Annotated in this window: 17 protein-coding genes; 5 read left to right on the plus strand and 12 right to left on the minus strand. The window is 58.6% G+C overall.

Translation table 11 applies throughout. The annotated features are described in order from the left end of the window. The first annotated feature begins 53 nt into the window (after positions 1-53). Positions 54-1,079 carry a tRNA (adenosine(37)-N6)-threonylcarbamoyltransferase complex transferase subunit TsaD gene (gene tsaD / locus ACSQ87_RS03385; RefSeq protein WP_046045367.1) on the plus strand — a complete coding sequence of 342 codons (1,026 nt, stop codon included), beginning with the start codon at positions 54-56 and terminating at the stop codon, positions 1,077-1,079. Between the two features lie 35 nt (positions 1,080-1,114). Here tsaD and plsY read toward each other — a convergent pair whose 3' ends face one another. Next, positions 1,115-1,684: a glycerol-3-phosphate 1-O-acyltransferase PlsY gene (gene plsY, locus ACSQ87_RS03390; RefSeq protein WP_223431281.1), complete on the minus strand. Its 570-nt coding sequence runs from the start codon at positions 1,682-1,684 to the stop codon at positions 1,115-1,117. Between the two features lie 74 nt (positions 1,685-1,758). Here plsY and folB point away from each other — a divergent pair, with 74 nt between their 5' ends. Continuing rightward, on the plus strand, positions 1,759-2,115 hold the full coding sequence (gene folB, locus ACSQ87_RS03395) for a dihydroneopterin aldolase (RefSeq protein WP_150658500.1): 357 nt from the start codon (positions 1,759-1,761) through the stop codon (positions 2,113-2,115). Beyond that, positions 2,106-2,624: a 2-amino-4-hydroxy-6-hydroxymethyldihydropteridine diphosphokinase gene (gene folK, locus ACSQ87_RS03400; protein WP_223431282.1), complete on the plus strand. Its 519-nt coding sequence runs from the start codon at positions 2,106-2,108 to the stop codon at positions 2,622-2,624. Before folB ends, folK begins: the two co-directional genes overlap by 10 nt. A 94-nt stretch (positions 2,625-2,718) precedes the next feature. Here folK and ACSQ87_RS03405 read toward each other — a convergent pair whose 3' ends face one another. The 11 genes from ACSQ87_RS03405 to ACSQ87_RS03455 form a co-directional block, all read right to left on the minus strand. Next, positions 2,719-3,948: a multifunctional CCA addition/repair protein gene (locus ACSQ87_RS03405; RefSeq protein ID WP_436273363.1), complete on the minus strand. Its 1,230-nt coding sequence runs from the start codon at positions 3,946-3,948 to the stop codon at positions 2,719-2,721. A 63-nt stretch (positions 3,949-4,011) separates the two neighbouring features. Then, complete coding sequence (locus tag ACSQ87_RS03410; protein WP_046045370.1) at positions 4,012-5,574, minus strand: SpoVR family protein; 1,563 nt, start codon at positions 5,572-5,574, stop codon at positions 4,012-4,014. Then, on the minus strand, positions 5,571-6,842 hold the full coding sequence (locus tag ACSQ87_RS03415; protein WP_046045371.1) for a YeaH/YhbH family protein: 1,272 nt from the start codon (positions 6,840-6,842) through the stop codon (positions 5,571-5,573). Before ACSQ87_RS03415 ends, ACSQ87_RS03410 begins: the two co-directional genes overlap by 4 nt. Positions 6,843-7,044: 202 nt before the next feature. Further along, positions 7,045-8,967, minus strand: a complete 1,923-nt coding sequence (locus tag ACSQ87_RS03420) for a PrkA family serine protein kinase (protein ID WP_033056218.1) — start codon at positions 8,965-8,967, stop codon at positions 7,045-7,047. 296 nt (positions 8,968-9,263) lie between these two features. After that, positions 9,264-9,593: a thiosulfate sulfurtransferase GlpE gene (gene glpE / locus ACSQ87_RS03425; RefSeq protein WP_030130002.1), complete on the minus strand. Its 330-nt coding sequence runs from the start codon at positions 9,591-9,593 to the stop codon at positions 9,264-9,266. Positions 9,594-9,626: 33 nt separating this feature from the next. Beyond that, on the minus strand, positions 9,627-10,508 hold the full coding sequence (locus ACSQ87_RS03430) for a symmetrical bis(5'-nucleosyl)-tetraphosphatase (RefSeq protein WP_223431284.1): 882 nt from the start codon (positions 10,506-10,508) through the stop codon (positions 9,627-9,629). Then, positions 10,508-10,888: a Co2+/Mg2+ efflux protein ApaG gene (gene apaG, locus ACSQ87_RS03435; RefSeq protein ID WP_008147202.1), complete on the minus strand. Its 381-nt coding sequence runs from the start codon at positions 10,886-10,888 to the stop codon at positions 10,508-10,510. The genes ACSQ87_RS03430 and apaG overlap by 1 nt, the downstream gene beginning before the upstream one ends. Before the next feature lie 121 nt (positions 10,889-11,009). Continuing rightward, entirely contained in the window at positions 11,010-11,828 is an 819-nt protein-coding gene (rsmA, locus tag ACSQ87_RS03440) for a 16S rRNA (adenine(1518)-N(6)/adenine(1519)-N(6))-dimethyltransferase RsmA (RefSeq protein ID WP_056741305.1), read from the minus strand. Next, positions 11,825-12,814, minus strand: a complete 990-nt coding sequence (pdxA, locus tag ACSQ87_RS03445) for a 4-hydroxythreonine-4-phosphate dehydrogenase PdxA (protein ID WP_223431285.1) — start codon at positions 12,812-12,814, stop codon at positions 11,825-11,827. The genes rsmA and pdxA overlap by 4 nt, the downstream gene beginning before the upstream one ends. Further along, positions 12,811-14,127, minus strand: a complete 1,317-nt coding sequence (gene surA, locus ACSQ87_RS03450; RefSeq protein ID WP_223431286.1) for a peptidylprolyl isomerase SurA — start codon at positions 14,125-14,127, stop codon at positions 12,811-12,813. Before surA ends, pdxA begins: the two co-directional genes overlap by 4 nt. Beyond that, positions 14,108-16,909, minus strand: a complete 2,802-nt coding sequence (locus ACSQ87_RS03455; protein ID WP_436273364.1) for an LPS-assembly protein LptD — start codon at positions 16,907-16,909, stop codon at positions 14,108-14,110. The genes surA and ACSQ87_RS03455 overlap by 20 nt, the downstream gene beginning before the upstream one ends. A gap of 130 nt (positions 16,910-17,039) precedes the next feature. Here ACSQ87_RS03455 and ACSQ87_RS03460 point away from each other — a divergent pair, with 130 nt between their 5' ends. Continuing rightward, entirely contained in the window at positions 17,040-18,059 is a 1,020-nt protein-coding gene (locus tag ACSQ87_RS03460; RefSeq protein ID WP_436273365.1) for an aminoglycoside phosphotransferase family protein, read from the plus strand. Then, the gene (gene murU / locus ACSQ87_RS03465) at positions 18,056-18,727 is read left to right on the plus strand and encodes an N-acetylmuramate alpha-1-phosphate uridylyltransferase MurU (RefSeq protein WP_223431289.1); all 672 of its coding nucleotides are present in this window, start codon (positions 18,056-18,058) and stop codon (positions 18,725-18,727) included. The genes ACSQ87_RS03460 and murU overlap by 4 nt, the downstream gene beginning before the upstream one ends.

Consider the following 18,727-nt stretch of genomic DNA (forward strand, 5'->3'; position numbering starts at 1 on the left):
CGTGGCGACTATTATGCGCGCCTTCGAATTCAGCCTAAACAAGGCGCAAACCCATGCTAGTACTGGGATTAGAAACCTCCTGCGACGAAACCGGTGTCGCATTATATGACAGTGAACGCGGCCTGCTGGCCGACGCGCTGTTCAGCCAGATCGACCTGCACCGCGCCTATGGCGGGGTCGTGCCGGAGCTGGCCTCGCGTGACCACGTCAAGCGCATGCTGCCCTTGATTCGTCAGGTGTTGGCCGAAGCTGACTGTGTGCCAACCGAAATCGACGCCATCGCCTACACCGCGGGTCCTGGCCTGGTCGGTGCCTTGTTGGTGGGCGCTTCCTGTGCTCAGGCGCTGGCCTTCGCCTGGGGTATTCCGGCGCTGGGTGTGCACCACATGGAAGGTCACTTGCTGGCGCCGATGCTGGAGTCGCAACCGCCCGAATTCCCGTTCGTCGCTTTGTTGGTGTCTGGCGGTCATACGCAGCTGGTTCAGGTCGACGGGATCGGTCAATACACGCTCTTGGGCGAAACTCTCGACGATGCCGCCGGTGAGGCTTTTGACAAGACCGCGAAGATGATGGGTCTCAATTATCCGGGTGGCCCGGAAATCGCGCGCCTGGCAGAGCAAGGGGTTGCAGGACGTTTCACGTTCCCGCGCCCGATGTGCGACCGTCCGGGCCTGGCTTTCAGTTTCAGTGGCTTGAAAACCTTCGCCCTGAACACCTGGCAGCAGAGTGTCAGCGCCGGGGACGACAGCGAGCAAGCCCGTTGCGACATCTCGCTGGCGTTCCAGCAGGCCGTGGTGGAGACTTTGACCATCAAGTGCAAGCGTGCCCTGAAACAGGCCGGTATGAAGCGTCTGGTGATCGCTGGCGGCGTCAGCGCCAACAAGGCACTGCGTACTTCACTGGAGAAAATGCTCGGGGACATGAAGGGCGATGTGTTTTACGCCCGTCCGGAGTTCTGTACCGACAATGGCGCGATGATCGCGTTTGCCGGCTGCCAGCGCTTACAGGCCGGTCAGCATGAAAGCCTGGCGATCAGCGTGCAGGCGCGTTGGCCGATGGAGCAATTGTCGGCGCTGTGATGATGTGCGGGATGAGCGGCGCTCATGCCCGGTATTTAAAAATGCCGTTCGCGCCCGGCAAACAGGTCGCGTAGATTGCCCCGATGGCGCCAGACGATCAGCCCCGTGAGTGCGCTCATGGGCAGCAATGCCGCCGGTTCTTGCCAGGCCAGTAGCGGCAGGGTCAGCGGTGTGGCGATCAAGGCTGCCAGTGAGCTGGTGCGAGTCAGGTAGAACGTCAGCAGCCAGGCGCAGACTGCCAGCAGTGCGGCGGGCGGGTAGAGCCCCAGCAGCATGCCGGCGGAGGTGGCGACACCCTTGCCGCCGCGGAAACGAAAGTACAGCGGGAACAGGTGACCGATGACGGCACAGACGCCGATCCAGGCCTGCTCCTGAAGCGAAAGGCCCGCAACGCCGGCGATAAGTACGGGCAGCAGGCCTTTGAAGAGGTCCCCGGTCAAGGTCAGGACGGCGAGTTTTTTGCCGGCCAGGCGCAACATGTTGGTGGCACCGGCATTGCCCGAGCCACTCATTCGCGGATCGGGGTTACCGGTCAGGCGGCTGAGCAAAATGGCGAAGGACAGAGAGCCGAGCAGGTAGGCGAGGGTCGCCAGTAACCAAAACATGCTAACTATTCCGGGCGAGGACGCCCTGATTCTAACGGCGCATTGCGCCCTTGTCGTGCAGCGGAGAAAAGTGCTTGGACAGAGTGTTTATCGAGGGCCTGGAAGTCGACACCGTGATTGGTGCCTACGACTGGGAGCGAGGCATCCGACAGTGCTTGCGTCTTGATCTGAGCTTCGCCTGGGACAATCGTCCGGCCGCCGCCGGTGATGACCTGACGCTGGCGCTCGATTACGCCAGTGTGTCGTCGCGTATCCAGGCTTTTGCCGAGCAGGCGCAGTTCCAGCTGGTCGAGACCTTCGCCGAGCGTCTGGCTGAAGTGCTGATGAGCGAATTCAGCATCACCTGGATGCGCCTCAAGCTGACCAAGCCAGGTGCCATCCCGGCTGCCACAGGTGGTGTGGGCGTGGAGATCGAGCGCGGATGTCGCTGACTCAGGTGTTTCTCGGGCTCGGTAGCAATATCGAGCGCGAATCCCATTTGCAGGCTGGCCTGGAAGCCCTGACAGGTTTTCTGGTGGATATACGCTGCTCGGCGGTGTTCGAAAGCCAGCCGGTGGGGATCAAGAGCGGGCCGTTCTTCAATTTTGTGGTGTCGGCATTTACCGATTTGCCGCTGATGGAACTGGATCGCCGGCTGAAATTCATCGAGGCGGACAATGGCCGTTATGCGCCGGACCGCAAAGGTTTGCCGCTGGATATCGACGTTTTGCTGTTCGGTGATCTGGTGGGCAACTTCGATGGCTTGATCCTGCCGCGGGCAGAAATTCTGAAAAACGCCTTTGTGCTGTGGCCGTTGTCGCTGATCGCACCGGATCGCGTGCATCCGGGTGTAGGCAAGAGCTTTGCCGTGTTGTGGCGCGAGGCGCAGATTGATCAGGTGTTGGCACCGGTGGCGTTTGAGTGGCGCGGTGAGCAGTTGACCCCTTCAGAATTGTTGTGATGCTGATGACGCCTTCGCGAGCAAGCCCGCTCCCACATTTGATTTGTGTACGACGCAGATTCAATGTGGGAGCGGGCTTGTTCGCGAAGCTTTTTCAGGCGGACGCCGCCTCTTTGTAAGTCTTCAATGCCTTGAGCCGCTCTCGCTTGATCGCCTCACCCAGCTCCGGTCCTTTGAATCCGTTCTCCAGCAATGGCTGGACCGCCACGGTCCGAGCAGCATTCGCCGCTCCCCGCAAATAATCCGCTTGTGGATAACTTCGCTGCTCCAGCCCTTTGCGTCCGCGCGCGTCCATCTCGCACGCTGCGATAAATTCCTCGAACCGCTGCGGCCGACGGTAAACGTCAAAACTTTGCAGCAACTCCAGCAGCGTCGACGGCTTCAGCTCCAGGGCGCGATGGCCGTGGGTGTGATATTTGCCCACCAGTAGTGCCAGCTCCTGACAGTCCTTCGGCGCCTTGAAGCGTTCGTTGACCGCTTTGATCAGCTTCAAGCCCTTGTGCTCATGAGCAATGTGTCGCGGCCACTCCTCCTCGGGCGTCAGTCCCTTGCCGAGGTCATGCAGCAGGCAGGCCCAGCGCACTGTGAGTGGTTGTTTGTGCCGTGCCGCTTGCTCCAGCACGCTCAAAGTGTGCACGCCCGTGTCGATTTCCGGGTGGTGGGCTTCCGGTTGCGGTACGCCAAACAGGGCATCGACTTCCGGCATCAATACCTTGAGAGCGCCACACTCTCGCAGCACCTCGATGAACACCTGTGGCTGATCTTCCATCAGGGCGCGGGAAATTTCCTTCCAGCTGCGTTCAGCGGTCAAGGCCTCCAGTTCGCCTGATTCGCTGAGTTGGCGCATCAGATCCAGTGTCTCCGGCGCCACGGTGAAACCGAGCGCCGCATAACGAGCTGCGAAGCGGGCAACGCGCAGAACTCTGAGAGGATCTTCGGCGAATGCGGGGGAAACGTGGCGCAGAAGACGATTCTCGAGATCCTGTTGGCCATGATAAGGGTCAGTCAGGTTCTGTAGATTGTCTTCAGCCATGGCATTGATGGTCAGGTCACGACGGATCAGGTCTTCTTCGAGGGTGACTTCGGGGCTGGCGTGAAAGGTAAAGCCGCCGTAACCGCGTCCGCTTTTGCGCTCGGTCCGGGCGAGGGCGTATTCCTCACCGCTTTTGGGGTGAAGAAAAACCGGGAAATCCGCACCCACCGGGCGAAAACCCTTGGCGAGCATTTCTTCAGTGGTGGCGCCAACCACAACCCAGTCGATGTCTGTGACAGGCTTGCCTAGCAGGCGATCGCGTACCGCGCCGCCGACTTTATAAATCTGCATAAAAAACCTCCGTTAGCCCGACAGAATAACCTTTGCGTCGAACCTCCGGAGGCACAAACAGGATCAAAGATGGATGACAGCCAGGTCCAGCCGGCCGTAGTCCCCTTCGCTGTGTTCACCTCTGGGCGGAACATGATGGGTTTTCATCACCTGGTCCCCTTGCAGGGTTTCCAGATGAATATCGAAGCCCCAGAGTCGGTGCAGGTGTTTGAGCACTTCCTCGGTGGACTCGCCCAGCGGTTTGCGGTCGTGTTGCTGGTGACGCAAGGTCAGCGAGCGGTCACCACGCCGGTCGATGCTGTAGATCTGCACGTTGGGTTCACGATTACCGAGGTTGTACTGCGCCGCCAGGGTTTCACGGATGATGCGGTAGCCACCTTCGTCATGAATGGCCGGGACCAGCAGATCGTCCTTCTGATCGTCATCAAGAATGCTGAACAGCTTCAGATCACGGATCACCTGGGGTGACAGGTACTGCAGGATGAAGCTTTCATCCTTGAAGCTGCTCATGGCGAACTTGATGCTCGACAGCCAGTCGGTGCCGGCAATCTCAGGGAACCAGCGGTAGTCCTCTTCGGTCGGGTGTTCACACATGCGGCGAATGTCCCGGTACATGGCAAAGCCGAGGGTGTAGGGGTTGATGCCATTGTAGTAGGGGCTGTCGAAGCCAGGTTGATAGACCACGCTGGTGTGGGACGTCAAAAACTCCATCATGAACCCGTCGGTCACCAGGCCTTCGTCATACAGGTCGTTCATCAGGGTGTAATGCCAGAACGTGGCCCACCCCTCGTTCATCACCTGAGTCTGACGTTGCGGGTAGAAATACTGAGCGATCTTGCGCACGATCCGCACGATTTCCCGCTGCCATGGCTCCAGCAGTGGTGCGTGTTTTTCGATGAAGTAGAGGATATTTTCCTGAGGTTCGGCGGGGAAGCGCGCGTTGTCCTTGTCACTGTACTTGTCCGCACCTTTTGGAATGGTCCGCCACAGATCGTTGATCTGTTTCTGCAAATGCTCTTCCCGATCCTTTTGCCGGCGACGTTCTTCTTCGGCGGAAATCGGATACGGGCGTTTGTAGCGATCGACCCCATAGTTCATCAGGGCATGGCAGGAATCCAGCAGGTCCTCGACCGCGTCGATACCGTGGCGCTCTTCGCACTGCATGATGTATTGCTTGGCGAAGACCAGGTAATCGATGATCGAGCTGGCGTCAGTCCAGGTGCGGAACAGGTAGTTGCCTTTGAAAAAGCTGTTATGCCCGTAGCAGGCATGGGCGACGACCAAAGCCTGCATGCAGATGGTGTTTTCTTCCATCAAGTAGGCGATGCACGGGTCCGAGTTGATCACGATCTCGTACGCCAGCCCCATCTGGCCGCGAGAGTAGGATTTTTCGGTACTGAGGAAGTGTTTGCCGTAGGACCAATGGTGATAACCCAGCGGCATGCCGACGGAGGCGTAGGCGTCCATCATCTGCTCGGCGGTGATCACTTCGATCTGGTTAGGGTAAGTATCGAGCGCGTAGCGAGCCGCCAGACGACTGATTTCTTTGTCGTAGGCCTGAATCAGCTCGAACGTCCATTCGGAGCCGGTGGAAATGGGTTGGCGCTTCTGCTCTTTGGCGGTCATGTCACTAACCTGCGCTGGAAGAGTTCACGGAAGACCGGATAGATATCGCCGGCCGAGACCAGTTGTTGCTGGGCAAAAGTGTCTGAGAAGGCTTCGGCGATGCGTTCGTACTCGAACCACAGGGCCTGATGTTCGCGCGGGGTGATCTCAACGTAAGTGTAGTACTGCACGAACGGCATGATCTGGTTGATCAGAATGTCGCGGCAGATTGGCGAGTCGTCGTTCCAGTTATCGCCGTCGGAGGCCTGGGCGGCATAGATGTTCCATTCATTGCTCGGATAGCGTTCGGCCATGATTTCCTGCATCAGTTTCAAGGCGCTGGAAACGATGGTGCCGCCGGTTTCGCGAGAATAGAAAAACTCTTCCTCATCCACTTCCCGGGCGCTGGTGTGATGGCGGATGAACACGACGTCGATCTTGTCGTAGTTACGCTTGAGAAACAGGTACAGCAGGATAAAGAAACGCTTGGCGATGTCCTTGGTCGCTTGGGTCATGGAGCCGGACACGTCCATCAGGCAGAACATCACCGCTTTGGAACTGGGGTTGGGTTGTTTGATGAGCAAGTTGTACTTGAGGTCGAAGGTATCGAGGAACGGTATGCGATGAATCCGCGCACTGAGTTTTTCGATTTCTGCTTCGATTTTCTGAATATCGCCGAAGTTGTCTGGCTCTTCCTGCTTCAGGCGCAGAAGTTCTTCTTTGGCTTCGCGTAATTTTGCCCGGCTGCTGCCAGACAGGGCGATTCGCCGTGCATGGGCCGAGCGCAAGGTGCGGATGATGTTGATCCGCGACGGATTGCCCTCGTTACTGATCCCGGCACGAACGGTCTTGAAGGTGTCGGTACCGGTCAGGTTGCGCTTGACCAGGTTCGGCAGCTCAAGGTCCTCGAACATGAATTCGAGGAATTCCTCCTGAGTGATCTGAAAGACGAATTCGTCCATCCCTTCGCCTGAGTTGCCGGCCTTGCCGGGGCCTCTGCCACCGCCACCTCCGGGCGGGCGGGCAATGTGCTCGCCGCTGGTGAATTCCTTGTTGCCCGGGTGCACGACGGTCTGCTTGCCACCGCGACCGTGGTGAAGCACCGGCTCGTCAATGTCGCGACCGGGGATGCTGATCTGTTCGCCGTGCTCCATATCGGTAATGGAGCGCCGACTGACCGCCTCTTCGACAGCCTTTTTGATGTGATCACGGTAACGCCGCAGAAACCGCTGACGGTTCACCGTGCTCTTGTTCTTGCCATTGAGACGTCGGTCGATCACATAGCTCATGACTGCTCCTTAGAAGCTGTCCTGAAAGGGGCGAGCGGTTATGCAGCATCGACCGAGCCAAGGGATGCTCACACTCCCCCAAGCGCTTTTGGACGCTGCCTGAACCTCGCTACCGACTTTCGAACACCTTCCAGAGGTCTGTGTAACAGAAAATGCGTACACAGGCCTCTGGCTGACGACAACCGGTCTGACCGGCAGCGGGTTATTGTGATTTTCTGACCCGCAGGTACCACTCGGACAGCAGTCGAACCTGTTTGTCGGTGTAGCCCCGCTCGACCATCCGTGTGACGAAGTCGTTGTGCTTCTGCTGGTCCTCTTTGCTGGCCTTGGCGTTGAAGCTGATGACGGGCAGGAGGTCCTCGGTGTTGGAGAACATTTTCTTCTCGATGACCACCCGCAGTTTTTCGTAGCTGAGCCAGGTCGGGTTCTTGCCGTTGTTATTGGCCCGGGCGCGCAGTACGAAGTTGACGATTTCGTTGCGGAAATCCTTCGGATTGCTGATGCCGGCCGGTTTTTCGATTTTCTCCAGTTCTTCGTTCAGCGCTACGCGGTTGAGGATCTCGCCGGTTTCCGGGTCGCGGTATTCCTGGTCCTGGATCCAGAAGTCGGCGTACAGCACATAGCGATCGAAGATGTTCTGGCCGTACTCGCTGTAAGACTCGAGGTAGGCGGTCTGGATTTCCTTGCCGATGAACTCGATATAGCGCGGTGCCAGGTACTCCTTGAGGAAGCGCAGATAGCGTTCGCGGGTTTCGGCCTGGAATTGTTCCTGTTCGATCTGTTGTTCCAGCACGTAAAGCAAGTGCACCGGGTTAGCGGCGATTTCGTGCGGATCGAAGTTGAACACTTTCGACAGGATCTTGAACGCGAAGCGGGTCGACAGGCCGTTCATGCCTTCGTCGACACCTGCGTTGTCGCGGTATTCCTGGATCGACTTGGCCTTCGGATCGGTGTCCTTGAGGTTTTCGCCGTCATACACGCGCATCTTGGAGTAGATGTTGGAGTTTTCCGGCTCCTTGAGGCGCGAGAGTACGGTGAACTGGGCAAGCATCTTCAGGGTGTCAGGCGCGCAGTGAGCCTTGGCCAGGGAGCTGTTGAACAGGAGCTTGTCGTAGATCTTCACTTCGTCGCTGACCCGCAGGCAGTACGGCACTTTGACGATGTAGATCCGGTCGATGAAGGCTTCGTTGTTCTTGTTGTTGCGGAAGGTGTGCCATTCCGATTCGTTGGAGTGGGCCAGCAGGATCCCGGTAAACGGAATCGCCCCCAGACCTTCGGTACTGTTGTAGTTGCCTTCCTGAGTGGCGGTCAGCAGTGGGTGCAGCACCTTGATCGGTGCCTTGAACATTTCGACGAATTCCATCAGGCCCTGGTTGGCCCGGCACAGTGCGCCCGAGTAGCTGTAGGCGTCGGCGTCGTTCTGCGGGAACTCTTCGAGTTTGCGGATATCGACCTTGCCCACCAGCGCCGAGATGTCCTGGTTGTTTTCATCTCCCGGCTCGGTTTTGGCCACGGCGATCTGGTTGAGGATCGAAGGATAGAGCTTAACCACGCGGAACTGGCTGATGTCGCCGCCGAATTCGGCCAGGCGTTTGGTAGCCCATGGCGACATGATGGTGTTGAGGTAGCGCCGTGGAATGCCGAAGTCTTCCTCGAGGATCGCGCCATCTTCGGTGGCGTTGAACAAACCCAGAGGCGACTCGAATACCGGCGAGCCCTTGATCGCGTAGAAGGGCACTTTTTCGATCAGTTGTTTCAGCTTTTCGGCCAGGGACGATTTACCGCCACCCACAGGGCCGAGCAGATAAAGAATCTGTTTCTTCTCTTCCAGGCCCTGGGCGGCATGGCGGAAATACGACACGATCTGGTCAATGCATTCTTCCATCCCGTGGAAGTCTTCAAAGGCCGGATAGCGGCGGATTACCTTGTTGGAAAAGATCCGTGACAGCCTCGAGTTGGCCGAGGTGTCGAGAAGCTCCGGTTCACCGATGGCCAGTAACAGACGCTCGGCGGCGGAGGCGTAGGCGCTGCGGTCGCTTTTGCACAGCTCAAGATACTCTTGCAGCGAGAGTTCTTCCTGGCGTGTGGACTCGAAGCGTTGTTGGAAGTGGCTAAAGATACTCATGACGTCACCTCGCTCGATACGTGGAGCCGACGCCGGATCATTCAGTCGATGCTGGCAGCGACCGAATATGCAGTCGCTGTTTACCCCCCAGAACTCTTTCGAAGCTGACTACCCCGAAAGCTACTCCCGATGACCCGCGCGCCGGTGTACCGGCTCTCCCCTGTTTTGGATGGCCTGCGCTTAAGGATAGTTGGGAATTCGGGAGGTAAAGGCGAGATACGTAATTAGTTGTGGCAGACCGTTCGTCTGCCACCGCGCGAGCCCGCGGGGGCCGGGGCTTGCGCGTTACAAAAAAATTATTCGGAAGTGCCTTGCGCCGTTTCCGAAGGATAAGTCGTACGCCACAGCTCAAAACCGCCATCCATACTGTAGACGTCGGAGAAGCCCTGACTAATGAGGTAAGCGGCGGCGCCCTGGCTGGAATTGCCGTGATAGCAGACCACCACCGTCGGTGCGTCGAGGTCGGCGCCTTGGATGAAGGCGTGCAGCGAATGGTTATCCAGATGCTTCGAGCCGGCGATGTGCAGTGCGGCAAAGGTCGCTGGGTCGCGAACATCGACCACCACTGCGCCTTGTTCGCGCAGGGCCTGGGCCTGTTCTGGGGGGATACGTTTGAATTCGCTCATGGCGGGCTCCTGTGGCTCGGCTGAAAGCGCAGTCTAGCGCGGGGCGCTGGCTGACGATGGTTCGGGGGTAAGTGCGGCGACTGGCGGCAGGGCAAGGCCATGCTCGTCGCATTTGCAAGACAGGCGTTCACCGCTGTCGACATTCATGAGGGTCAGGGCGCCACCCCAGACACAACCGGTGTCGAGGGCCGAGATGCCCGGCTCATTGCATCGGCCTTCCAGTGCGGCCCAGTGGCCGAAGATGATTTTCAGGCCCTTGGTCTTGCGCTCTTTGTGCTGAAACCAGGGTTTGTAGCCCGGTGGCGCATTGTCGAGGCCTTCCTTGCTTTTGAGGTCAAGCTTGCCCTCGGCGGTACAAAACCGCATGCGGGTGAAATAGTTGGTGATCACCCGCAGGCGTGTCACGCCTTTGAGGTCGTTGTCCCATTTCGCCGGATCGTTGCCGTACATGCCATCGAGGTAGGGCGGCAACAGGTTGTCATCGCGCAATGCAGTCTCGACTTCGGCGGCATACTTCAAGGCCTTGCGCAGTGACCACTGGGGCGGAATGCCAGCATGTACCAGGGCGACATCGCGCTGTTCGTCGTAATGCATGAGCTTTTGCTGACGCAGCCACTCCAGCAGCTCCGCGGAATCGGGCGCTGCGAGAATCTCGAGCAGGGTGTCGGACTTCTTCAGGCGTTCGATGTTTTTTCCGGCCGCCAGCAAGTGCAGGTCATGGTTGCCGAGCACGCACACCAGCGATTCGCGGATGCTATAGAGGAAGCGCAAGGTGTCCAGGGACTGCGGGCCACGGTTGACCAGATCGCCGACCAGCCACAGACGATCCTGTGTCGGGTCGAAGGCGACCTGCTTGAGCAGGCATTGCAATGCTTGAAGACAGCCTTGCAGATCGCCGACGGCATACGTTGCCATCAGTGCAGGGCTCCGGGCACCGCCAGACGGAATGGGGCGATGATGGCGTCGAAGTGTTTGCCGTCGTCGGCAACCATTTCATAAGTGCCCTGCATCGTGCCGACCTTGGAGGTCATGACGGTGCCGCTGCTGTAGGTGTGGCTCTCGCCCACCTCGATCAACGGTTGCTGGCCAACAACGCCGGCTCCGCGAACCTCTTCGACATGCCCGTCACCGTCGGTGATCACCCAGTGCCGTGACAACAGCTTGGCCGGTAGCTCGCCATTGTTGTGCACGGTGATGGTGTAGGCGAAGGCAAAGCGGTTTTGCTCGGGTTGCGATTGTTCTGCCAGATAGCGGGTGACGACGCTGACGTCGACCTGGTAACGAGGATCGGACATGCAAGAGGCCTTAAACGAAGCGGAACGCGGGGCGTAGCTGATAGAACTCAGTCTAGGCCAAGTATCGGGTAGTAAACCAGACATGAAGGCTGGTGTCCTACCCGATAACGCTCATTGCCTGTCAGTCGGCGGCGGGTGTCTGTAGGACTTGTTCGCTGAGCTTGTCGGCCAGGCGCACGAAGGCGGCCAGATCGAGCTGTTCGGGGCGCAGGCTGCCATCAACGCCAGCGGCTTCGATTTCAGCGTTGCTCAGCAGCAGCTTGAGGGTATTGCGCAGGGTCTTGCGGCGCTGGTTAAAGGCTTCGCGCACGACGCGCTCCAACAACTTGTGATCCTTGGCCGGGTGCGGCAGCACCGCGTGAGGCACCAGGCGCACGATAGCCGAATCGACTTTGGGCGGCGGATTGAACGCGCCGGGGCCAACGTTGAACAGATGCTCAACCCGGCAGTGATACTGAACCATGATCGACAAGCGACCCCAGTCACCACCACCAGGGCCTGCTGCCAGGCGCTCGACCACTTCTTTTTGCAGCATGAAGTGCATGTCGCGAATCAGGCTGGCGTTATGCAGCAGGTGAAAAATCAGCGGCGTAGAGATGTTGTACGGCAGGTTACCGACCACCCGCAGGCTGTTCGGCGCAGCGTTCAGGCTGTTGAAGTCGAACTTCAGTGCGTCGCCCTGATGCAGGTTGAAGTTGCTCTTGCCGGCGAATTGCTGGTTGAGGATCGGGATCAGATCCTTGTCCAGTTCCACCACGTCCAGCTGGGCACCGCTGTTAAGCAGACCTTCAGTCAGCGCACCCTGGCCAGGGCCGATTTCCAGCAAGTGGTCTTCAGGCTTGGCGCGAATGGCGCGCAGGATGCGGTCGATAACGCCGGCATCGTGCAGGAAATTCTGGCCGAAGCGCTTGCGCGCACGGTGTTGGTAATGCTCGGTCATAAACGGGTCTCGGCCATCTGGTAGGCGGTTTCCAGGGCGACTTGCAGGCTGCCGGTATCGATTTTGCCGCTGCCGGCCAGGTCCAGGGCAGTGCCGTGGTCGACCGATGTGCGGATGATCGGCAAGCCGAGGGTCACGTTGACTGCCGCGCCGAAGCCTTTGTACTTCAGCACAGGCAGGCCCTGGTCGTGGTACATCGCCAGCACTGCATCGCAGTGCTCCAGATATTTGGGGGTAAACAGAGTGTCGGCGGGCAGGGGGCCACGAAGGTCCATTCCTTCACCGCGCAGGCGCTCTAATGTAGGTTCGATGATGTCGATTTCTTCATGGCCCAGGTGTCCGCCTTCGCCGGCATGGGGGTTGAGCCCACAGACGAGGATGCGTGGCCGGGCAATGCCGAATTTTTCTTGTAGATCGGCGTGCAGGATTCGCGTGACCCGTTCCAGACGCTCCGGCGTGATCGCATCGGCAATCTCGCGAAGAGGCAGGTGAGTGGTGACCAGCGCCACGCGCAATCCGCGAGTGGCGAGCATCATCACCACTTGTGCGGTATGGGTCAGGTCGGCGAGAAATTCTGTGTGCCCGGAAAAGGCGATCCCGGATTCATTGATCACGCCCTTGTGCACAGGGGCCGTGATCATGCCCGCAAAATGCCCGTCCAGGCAGCCTTGGCCAGCTCGAGTCAGGGTTTCGAGAACGAAAGCCGCATTGGCCTTGTCCAGTTGCCCGGCGGTGACCTTGGCGTTGAGCGGTGTATCCCAGACATACAGGCTGTTGGCTGGCGCGGGTACATCCGGCCAGTTGTCCGGGTTTACCGGCAGCAAATCGACAACCACACCCAGCTGCACGGCCCGCTCAAGGAGCAGGTCGCGGCTGGTAATGGCAATCAGGGGATGTGGCTGGGCTTGCGAGGCGAGCAGCAGGCACAGGTCAGGACCTATGCCGGCCGGTTCGCCGGGTGTCAGCGCGAAACGTTTGGGTTTCACTGCGCTGCCTGGTCTGCACCAGGGAGTTTGATCTCTACGTACGCTTCGTCACGGATCTGACGCAGCCAGGTTTGCAGTTCTTCGTCGTATTTGCGGTTACGCAATACGGTCATTGCTTGCTGCTCACGAGCCTGGGTGGTGCTGTCAGTGGCGCGACGGCCGAGGACTTCCAGAACGTGCCAGCCATATTGGGTCTGGAATGGCTTGGACAGCTGACCTTGTGGGGTCTTGGCCATCACTTCACGGAATTCAGGCACCAGTGCATTCGGGTCGATCCAGTTCAGGTCGCCGCCGTTGAGGGCGGAACCCGGATCTTCCGAGAAGCTTTTCGCCAGTTCGCCGAAATCTTCGCCCGCTTCGATACGGGAGTAGAGCGATTGAGCCAGAGCTTTGGTTTTTGCTTCGTCGCGGATCGGGCTAGGTTTGACCAGGATATGACGCACATGCACTTCATCGCGTGTCTGGGTCTCACCGCCACGCTTGTCGAGGATCTTCAGGATGATGAAGCCGCCCGGTGTGCGCATTGGCTGGGTAATGTCGCCGACAGCCATAGTGCCCAGCATGCGATCGAACGGAGGTGGCAATTGACCGGCTTTACGCCAGCCCATGTCGCCACCTTCCAGTGCGGTTTCGCTGGCGGATTTGGCGATTGCCAACTGACCGAAGTCAGCGCCTTGCTTGAGCTGCTGGTAAACCGCGTCTGCCTGTTTGGCTGCGTTCTGAATCGCGTCGGAGTTGGCGCTTTCCGGCGTAGGAATCAGGATGTTGGCCAGGCGGAATTCTTCGGACAGCTGCATTTTGCCAAGGTCGGAAGCGAGGAAGTTCTTCACTTCCTGTTCGGAAACCTGAATACGCTCGGCCACACGACGCTGACGCACACGACTGATGACCATCTCGCGGCGAATCTGGTCGCGTGCGTCGTCGTAAGACAGACCGTCGCGAGTCAGAGCGGCGCGAAATTGTTCAATCGACATGTTATTGCGCTGGGCAATGGTGCCGACAGCCTGGTTCAGTTCTTCATCGGTAATGCGGATACCGGAGCGTTCGCCGATCTGCAGTTGCAGGTTTTCGACGATCAGACGTTCAAGTACCTGCTGATCCAGCACGTTGGCCGGCGGTACGGCAGAACCACGCTTGGCGATGGTTTGCTGAACTTCATGAACGCGTTGGTCCAGTTGGCTCTGCATGACCACGTCGTTGTCGACAATGGCCACCACTTTATCGATGGACTGCACCGCGGCGTTCGCCGCGGTACCCAGGAACAGCGCGCCCAGCATCAGCGGGCGCAGACAATCAGAAAGCTTGGTCTTCACGTTCACGATAACCTTGGATGCCTTTGTCGAGGAAGCTCTCTACTTTGGCGCCGGTGAGGCCGCCGAGTCCCTTCAGAACAATTTGTAGGAAGATGCCGTGGTCGCCTTTTTCGTTTTCCGGGGCGTTCTGACTGAATTCGTCATAGCTGACCCAGTAACGGTTGATCAGGCGCAGTTTCCAGCAGCAGTTGTCGTACTCGAAACCACCGAAAGCTTCCAGGGTACGGTTACGGTTGTAGTCATACTGCCAGCGGCTGATGGCGTTCCATTGCGGCACGATCGGCCAGATCACCGAGAAATCGTGCTGCTCAATCTTGTAGTAGTCCTTCACGTAGCCAGGTTGGCCTGGGGTGCCGTAGTCACCACCGCCGACTTGCCATTTACCGGTGTTCTGGTCGTAACGGACCTGGTCATTACGATAGCGATAGCCGGCGTTGATGACCTTGTTCGGGTTGTCTTCAGGCTGGTAGTGGAACATCGCGCTGCCGGAGCGAGGGCTGCGGCTGTCCGGGTCCCAGTTGTAATCGGCCGTGGTGCGCCAATCGCGGTTCCAGCGATATTCGTATTCCAGCGCATAAGGCGAGACATTAGCATGCGCGTCGTCGCGGGTTTTTGCATCGATACCCGGCAACTGGACTTCGCGGTCCTTGAAGTACAAGGCCTGGCCGACGCTGATGCGTTGACGTTCGAAGCCATTTTCTTCGATCCAGCGGTTGGTGATGCCCAGAGACAGTTTGTTCTCGTCGCCGACACGGTCGGAGCCGGAGAAGCGGTTGTCACGGAACAGCGACGCGTAGTTGAAGGTGTATTCGGTGGTGTCGAATACCGGAATGTCTTCCTGATCCGTTTCAGGGACGTACAGGTAGAACAGGCGCGGTTCGAGGGTCTGGCGATAGTTCTTGCCGAACCATTGGGTGTTGCGATCGAAGTACAGGCCGCTGTCGATGCTTGCAATCGGCACGCCACGGTTCTGGCTGCTGCTGAAGGTGCCGTTGAGCTTTTGCTGCTCCGCGGTTTGCGCGTCAATCTGGCTTTTGCCGGTACCGTCCAGATCCAGTTGGTACTGGGTGTACTGGTACTTGAGAGATGGCTTCACGAAGCCATAAGTCCAGTCCAACGGTAGGCTGACACCCGGTTTGAGATTCAAACGGTCGCCATTGGCACGTGCCAGTCCCGTAACGTTGTTATCAAGGCGCGGTTCAACGGTACCGTCTTCGTTAACGAAGTTACCGTTCTTCAAATCACGGTCGAAGCGTACGACTTCTGTGTCGTAGTCGAAATTCAGGCCGCCAGGGTGAGTCGGCAACTGACCATTGAAAGTGATCTGCGGCAAGCGGTCGTACGGCGTAATGTCCGAAACGGTCGCGAGCTGATAAGCCTGTGCATTCAAGCGAGCGGTGTAGCTGTCGCCACGATAGGTGACAGAACCCTGCTGGTTCACGAAGTCAGAGCTTTTTACCCCGATCTGATCGGTTTGCAGATCCTGGAAGTAATACGGATCGCTGAGCTTGGTGTAATCGACTTGTGTCAGAACGCGCGAGTCGAGACCGCCCTTGTGCTGCCAGTTATACATGTAGCGGTTTTTCTGGTAGTCGGTCTGCTTGCTGCGATCGGTATCTTCGTCGTTGAGGTACGCGGCGCCGAACTGACCTTCGCTGGACGGGGTCAGGTAACGGAATTCGCCTTCCATCAACAGCCCGTGCTTGCTCATGTAGCGAGGGTACAACGTGGCATCGTAGTTCGGTGCCAGGTTGAAGTAATACGGTGTGACCAGCATGAAGCCGGTATCGCTGCCGGTGCCGATGGTCGGTGGCAGGAAGCCGGACTGGCGACGGTCGTCGATCGGGAAATAGATGTACGGCGTGTATAGAACCGGAATGTCTTTGACCCGCAACGTCACGTTGGTCGCGGTACCGAAGCCGGTGGCCGGGTTCAAGGTGATGTTGTTGCCCTTGAGCTGCCAGGCGTTGCTGTCCGGTTCGCACGTGGTGTACGTACCATCCTTGAGGCGGATGATCGCGTTCTCGGCACGTTTGGCGTACAGCGCATTACCGCGGATACGGGATTTGTGCATCACGTATTCGGCGTTGTCGACCTTGGCTTCACCGGTGTCGAGCTGCACGTCGGCGTGGTCGCCCACGATCAGAGCGCCGTTGTCGCGAACACGGACGTTACCGCTCAGTTCGCCACGGCTCTCGGCCTGGTAGAGGTTCGCTTCGTCGGCTTCGACCTGCATGCTGCCCTGACGCATGACCACATCACCCGCCAGGGTCGCGACCTGCTCATCCTGCTTATAGCGAGAGGCTTTGGCGCCGAGAAAGGTCGGAGCGTCACTTTTATTCGTCTTGTCATTCATGCCAGGACGAATCGGTTCGATATAGGAACCAGCGCAGTAAGGACCGGTTTCGGCCAATTGCGCGGCAGTGAGCTTCTCGCGCGGAACCCAATCGAGGTGGCTGTAGTCTTCGCTACGCGACTTCAGGCCGCGGCCCTTGGATTCGGTCACCAGCACAGGTTTTGCGCCGGTGTCTTGACTTAAACCGCTGTCAGCCGGAGTCTCGCCGCTCGTGCTTGCCGCCGCACTGCCGTCATGGACGGGGCGAGGTGGTAGCGCAGCTGCTGGAGATTTTGGCGCACAGTTCCAGGCACCCGAAGCAGAGACTGAGCAGTCATACTGTTCCGCGGCGACCACGAACGAAGTGGCTAGAGGTTGCAGGGCCAGCAGACTGCCGGTAACCAACAACGGAAATTTTTTACGAAACGCGGGGGATTTCAATGCCATCTTATTAGTCCGGGCTTCCTGCGTGCCATCTGCCCGCGGTGTGGGCCGCACGCCTCTCGATGGTCTGAAAAAGATGCTGGATAATAAAGCATGACCCGCTTGACGGCTAGCGCCGTCGGAGACCCTTGCAATGCCTGACCAAGATGTACGTTTGCAACACCTGAAAGTTTGGCTCGATGAGCAATTGGCTGCCCTCTTTGCAGAACAGGACTGGGGCGTCGTACCCCCGGCCACGTTGACCGCGGCCAGCAGTGATGCGAGTTTTCGACGTTATTTCCGCTGGGAAGGCGAGGGCAGAAGCTTCGTCGTGATGGACGCGCCACCGCCCCAGGAAAACTGTAAACCCTTCGTGGATATCGCTTTTTTGCTGGCGAAATCCGGAATAAATGTTCCGCAAATTTATGCCGAAGACCTCGAACGTGGTTTTCTTTTGCTCAATGACCTGGGCAACAAGACTTACCTGGACGTGATCGACAGCGAAAATGCCGACGATTTGTTCAAGGATGCCCTGCAAGCGCTGCTGGCTTTTCAGCAGTTGCCGATGGTTGCACCGCTGCCAAGTTATGACGTGGCGCTGCTGCGTCGCGAGCTGGAATTGTTCCCTGAGTGGTACGTGAAGCGCGAGTTGGGCATCGAATTCGACTCGGCGCAGCAAATGCTCTGGCAGAACGTGACCGAGCTATTGATCGACAGCGCACTGGCCCAGCCCAAAGTGCTGGTGCACCGCGACTACATGCCGCGCAACCTGATGCTCAGCGAGCCCAATCCCGGCGTGCTGGATTTCCAGGATGCAGTCTATGGTCCGGTGACCTACGACGTGACCTGCCTGTTCAAGGATGCGTTCCTCAGCTGGCCCGAGGCGCGTGTGCGCGGTTGGCTGGAAGCCTACTGGCAGCAAGCGTGCGATCTCGGGATCCCGGTCCAGCCCGACTTCGAAGATTTCCTGCGCGCCAGTGACCTGATGGGTGTGCAGCGGCACCTGAAAGTGATCGGCATCTTTGCCCGCATCTGCCACCGCGACGGCAAGCCGCGTTATCTCGGTGATGTACCACGCTTCTTCGCTTATATAGACGCTGTGATCGCCCGCCGCCCTGAACTGGCCGAGCTGGATGTGTTGCTGCTGAGTCTGCGTGCTGGAGTGAATGCATGAAGGCAATGATTCTGGCTGCAGGGAAAGGCGAGCGCATGCGCCCGCTGACCTTGACCACGCCGAAGCCTCTGGTTCGCGCTGGCGGTATTCCGTTGATCGAGTATCACTTGAAGGCCTTGGCGGTGGCGGGGTTTACCGAGGTGGTGATTAACCATGCCTGGCTCGGCCAACTGATCGAAAACTACCTGGGTGATGGCTCGCAATACGGCGTACGTATTCAGTACTCGCCGGAAGGTGAGCCACTGGAAACCGGAGGCGGGATTTTCCGTGCGCTGCCGTTGCTGGGTGACGAGGCCTTTATGGTGGTCAACGGTGACATCTGGACCGACTACGACTTCAGCGTGTTGCACCAACCGATCACCGGGCTGGCGCATTTGGTGTTGGCGGATAACCCTGCCCATCACCCGACCGGCGATTTCAGTCTGATCGACGGGCAAGTACGCGACGGCCAACCGGACACTGCAACCCTGACCTACAGCGGCATCGCGGTCCTGCACCCGCAGCTGTTCGACGGTTGCTCCGCCGGCGCCTTCAAGCTTGCACCGCTGCTGCGCAAGGCCATGGCCGATGGACACGTCACCGGCGAGCGCTTGAATGGACATTGGGTGGATGTCGGCACTCACGAACGTCTGGCTGAAGTCGAAACCCTGTTAGAAGCGAGACGCTGA

Source organism: Pseudomonas sp. LjRoot277 (assembly GCF_964253845.1).
Taxonomy (GTDB): Bacteria; Pseudomonadota; Gammaproteobacteria; order Pseudomonadales; family Pseudomonadaceae; genus Aquipseudomonas.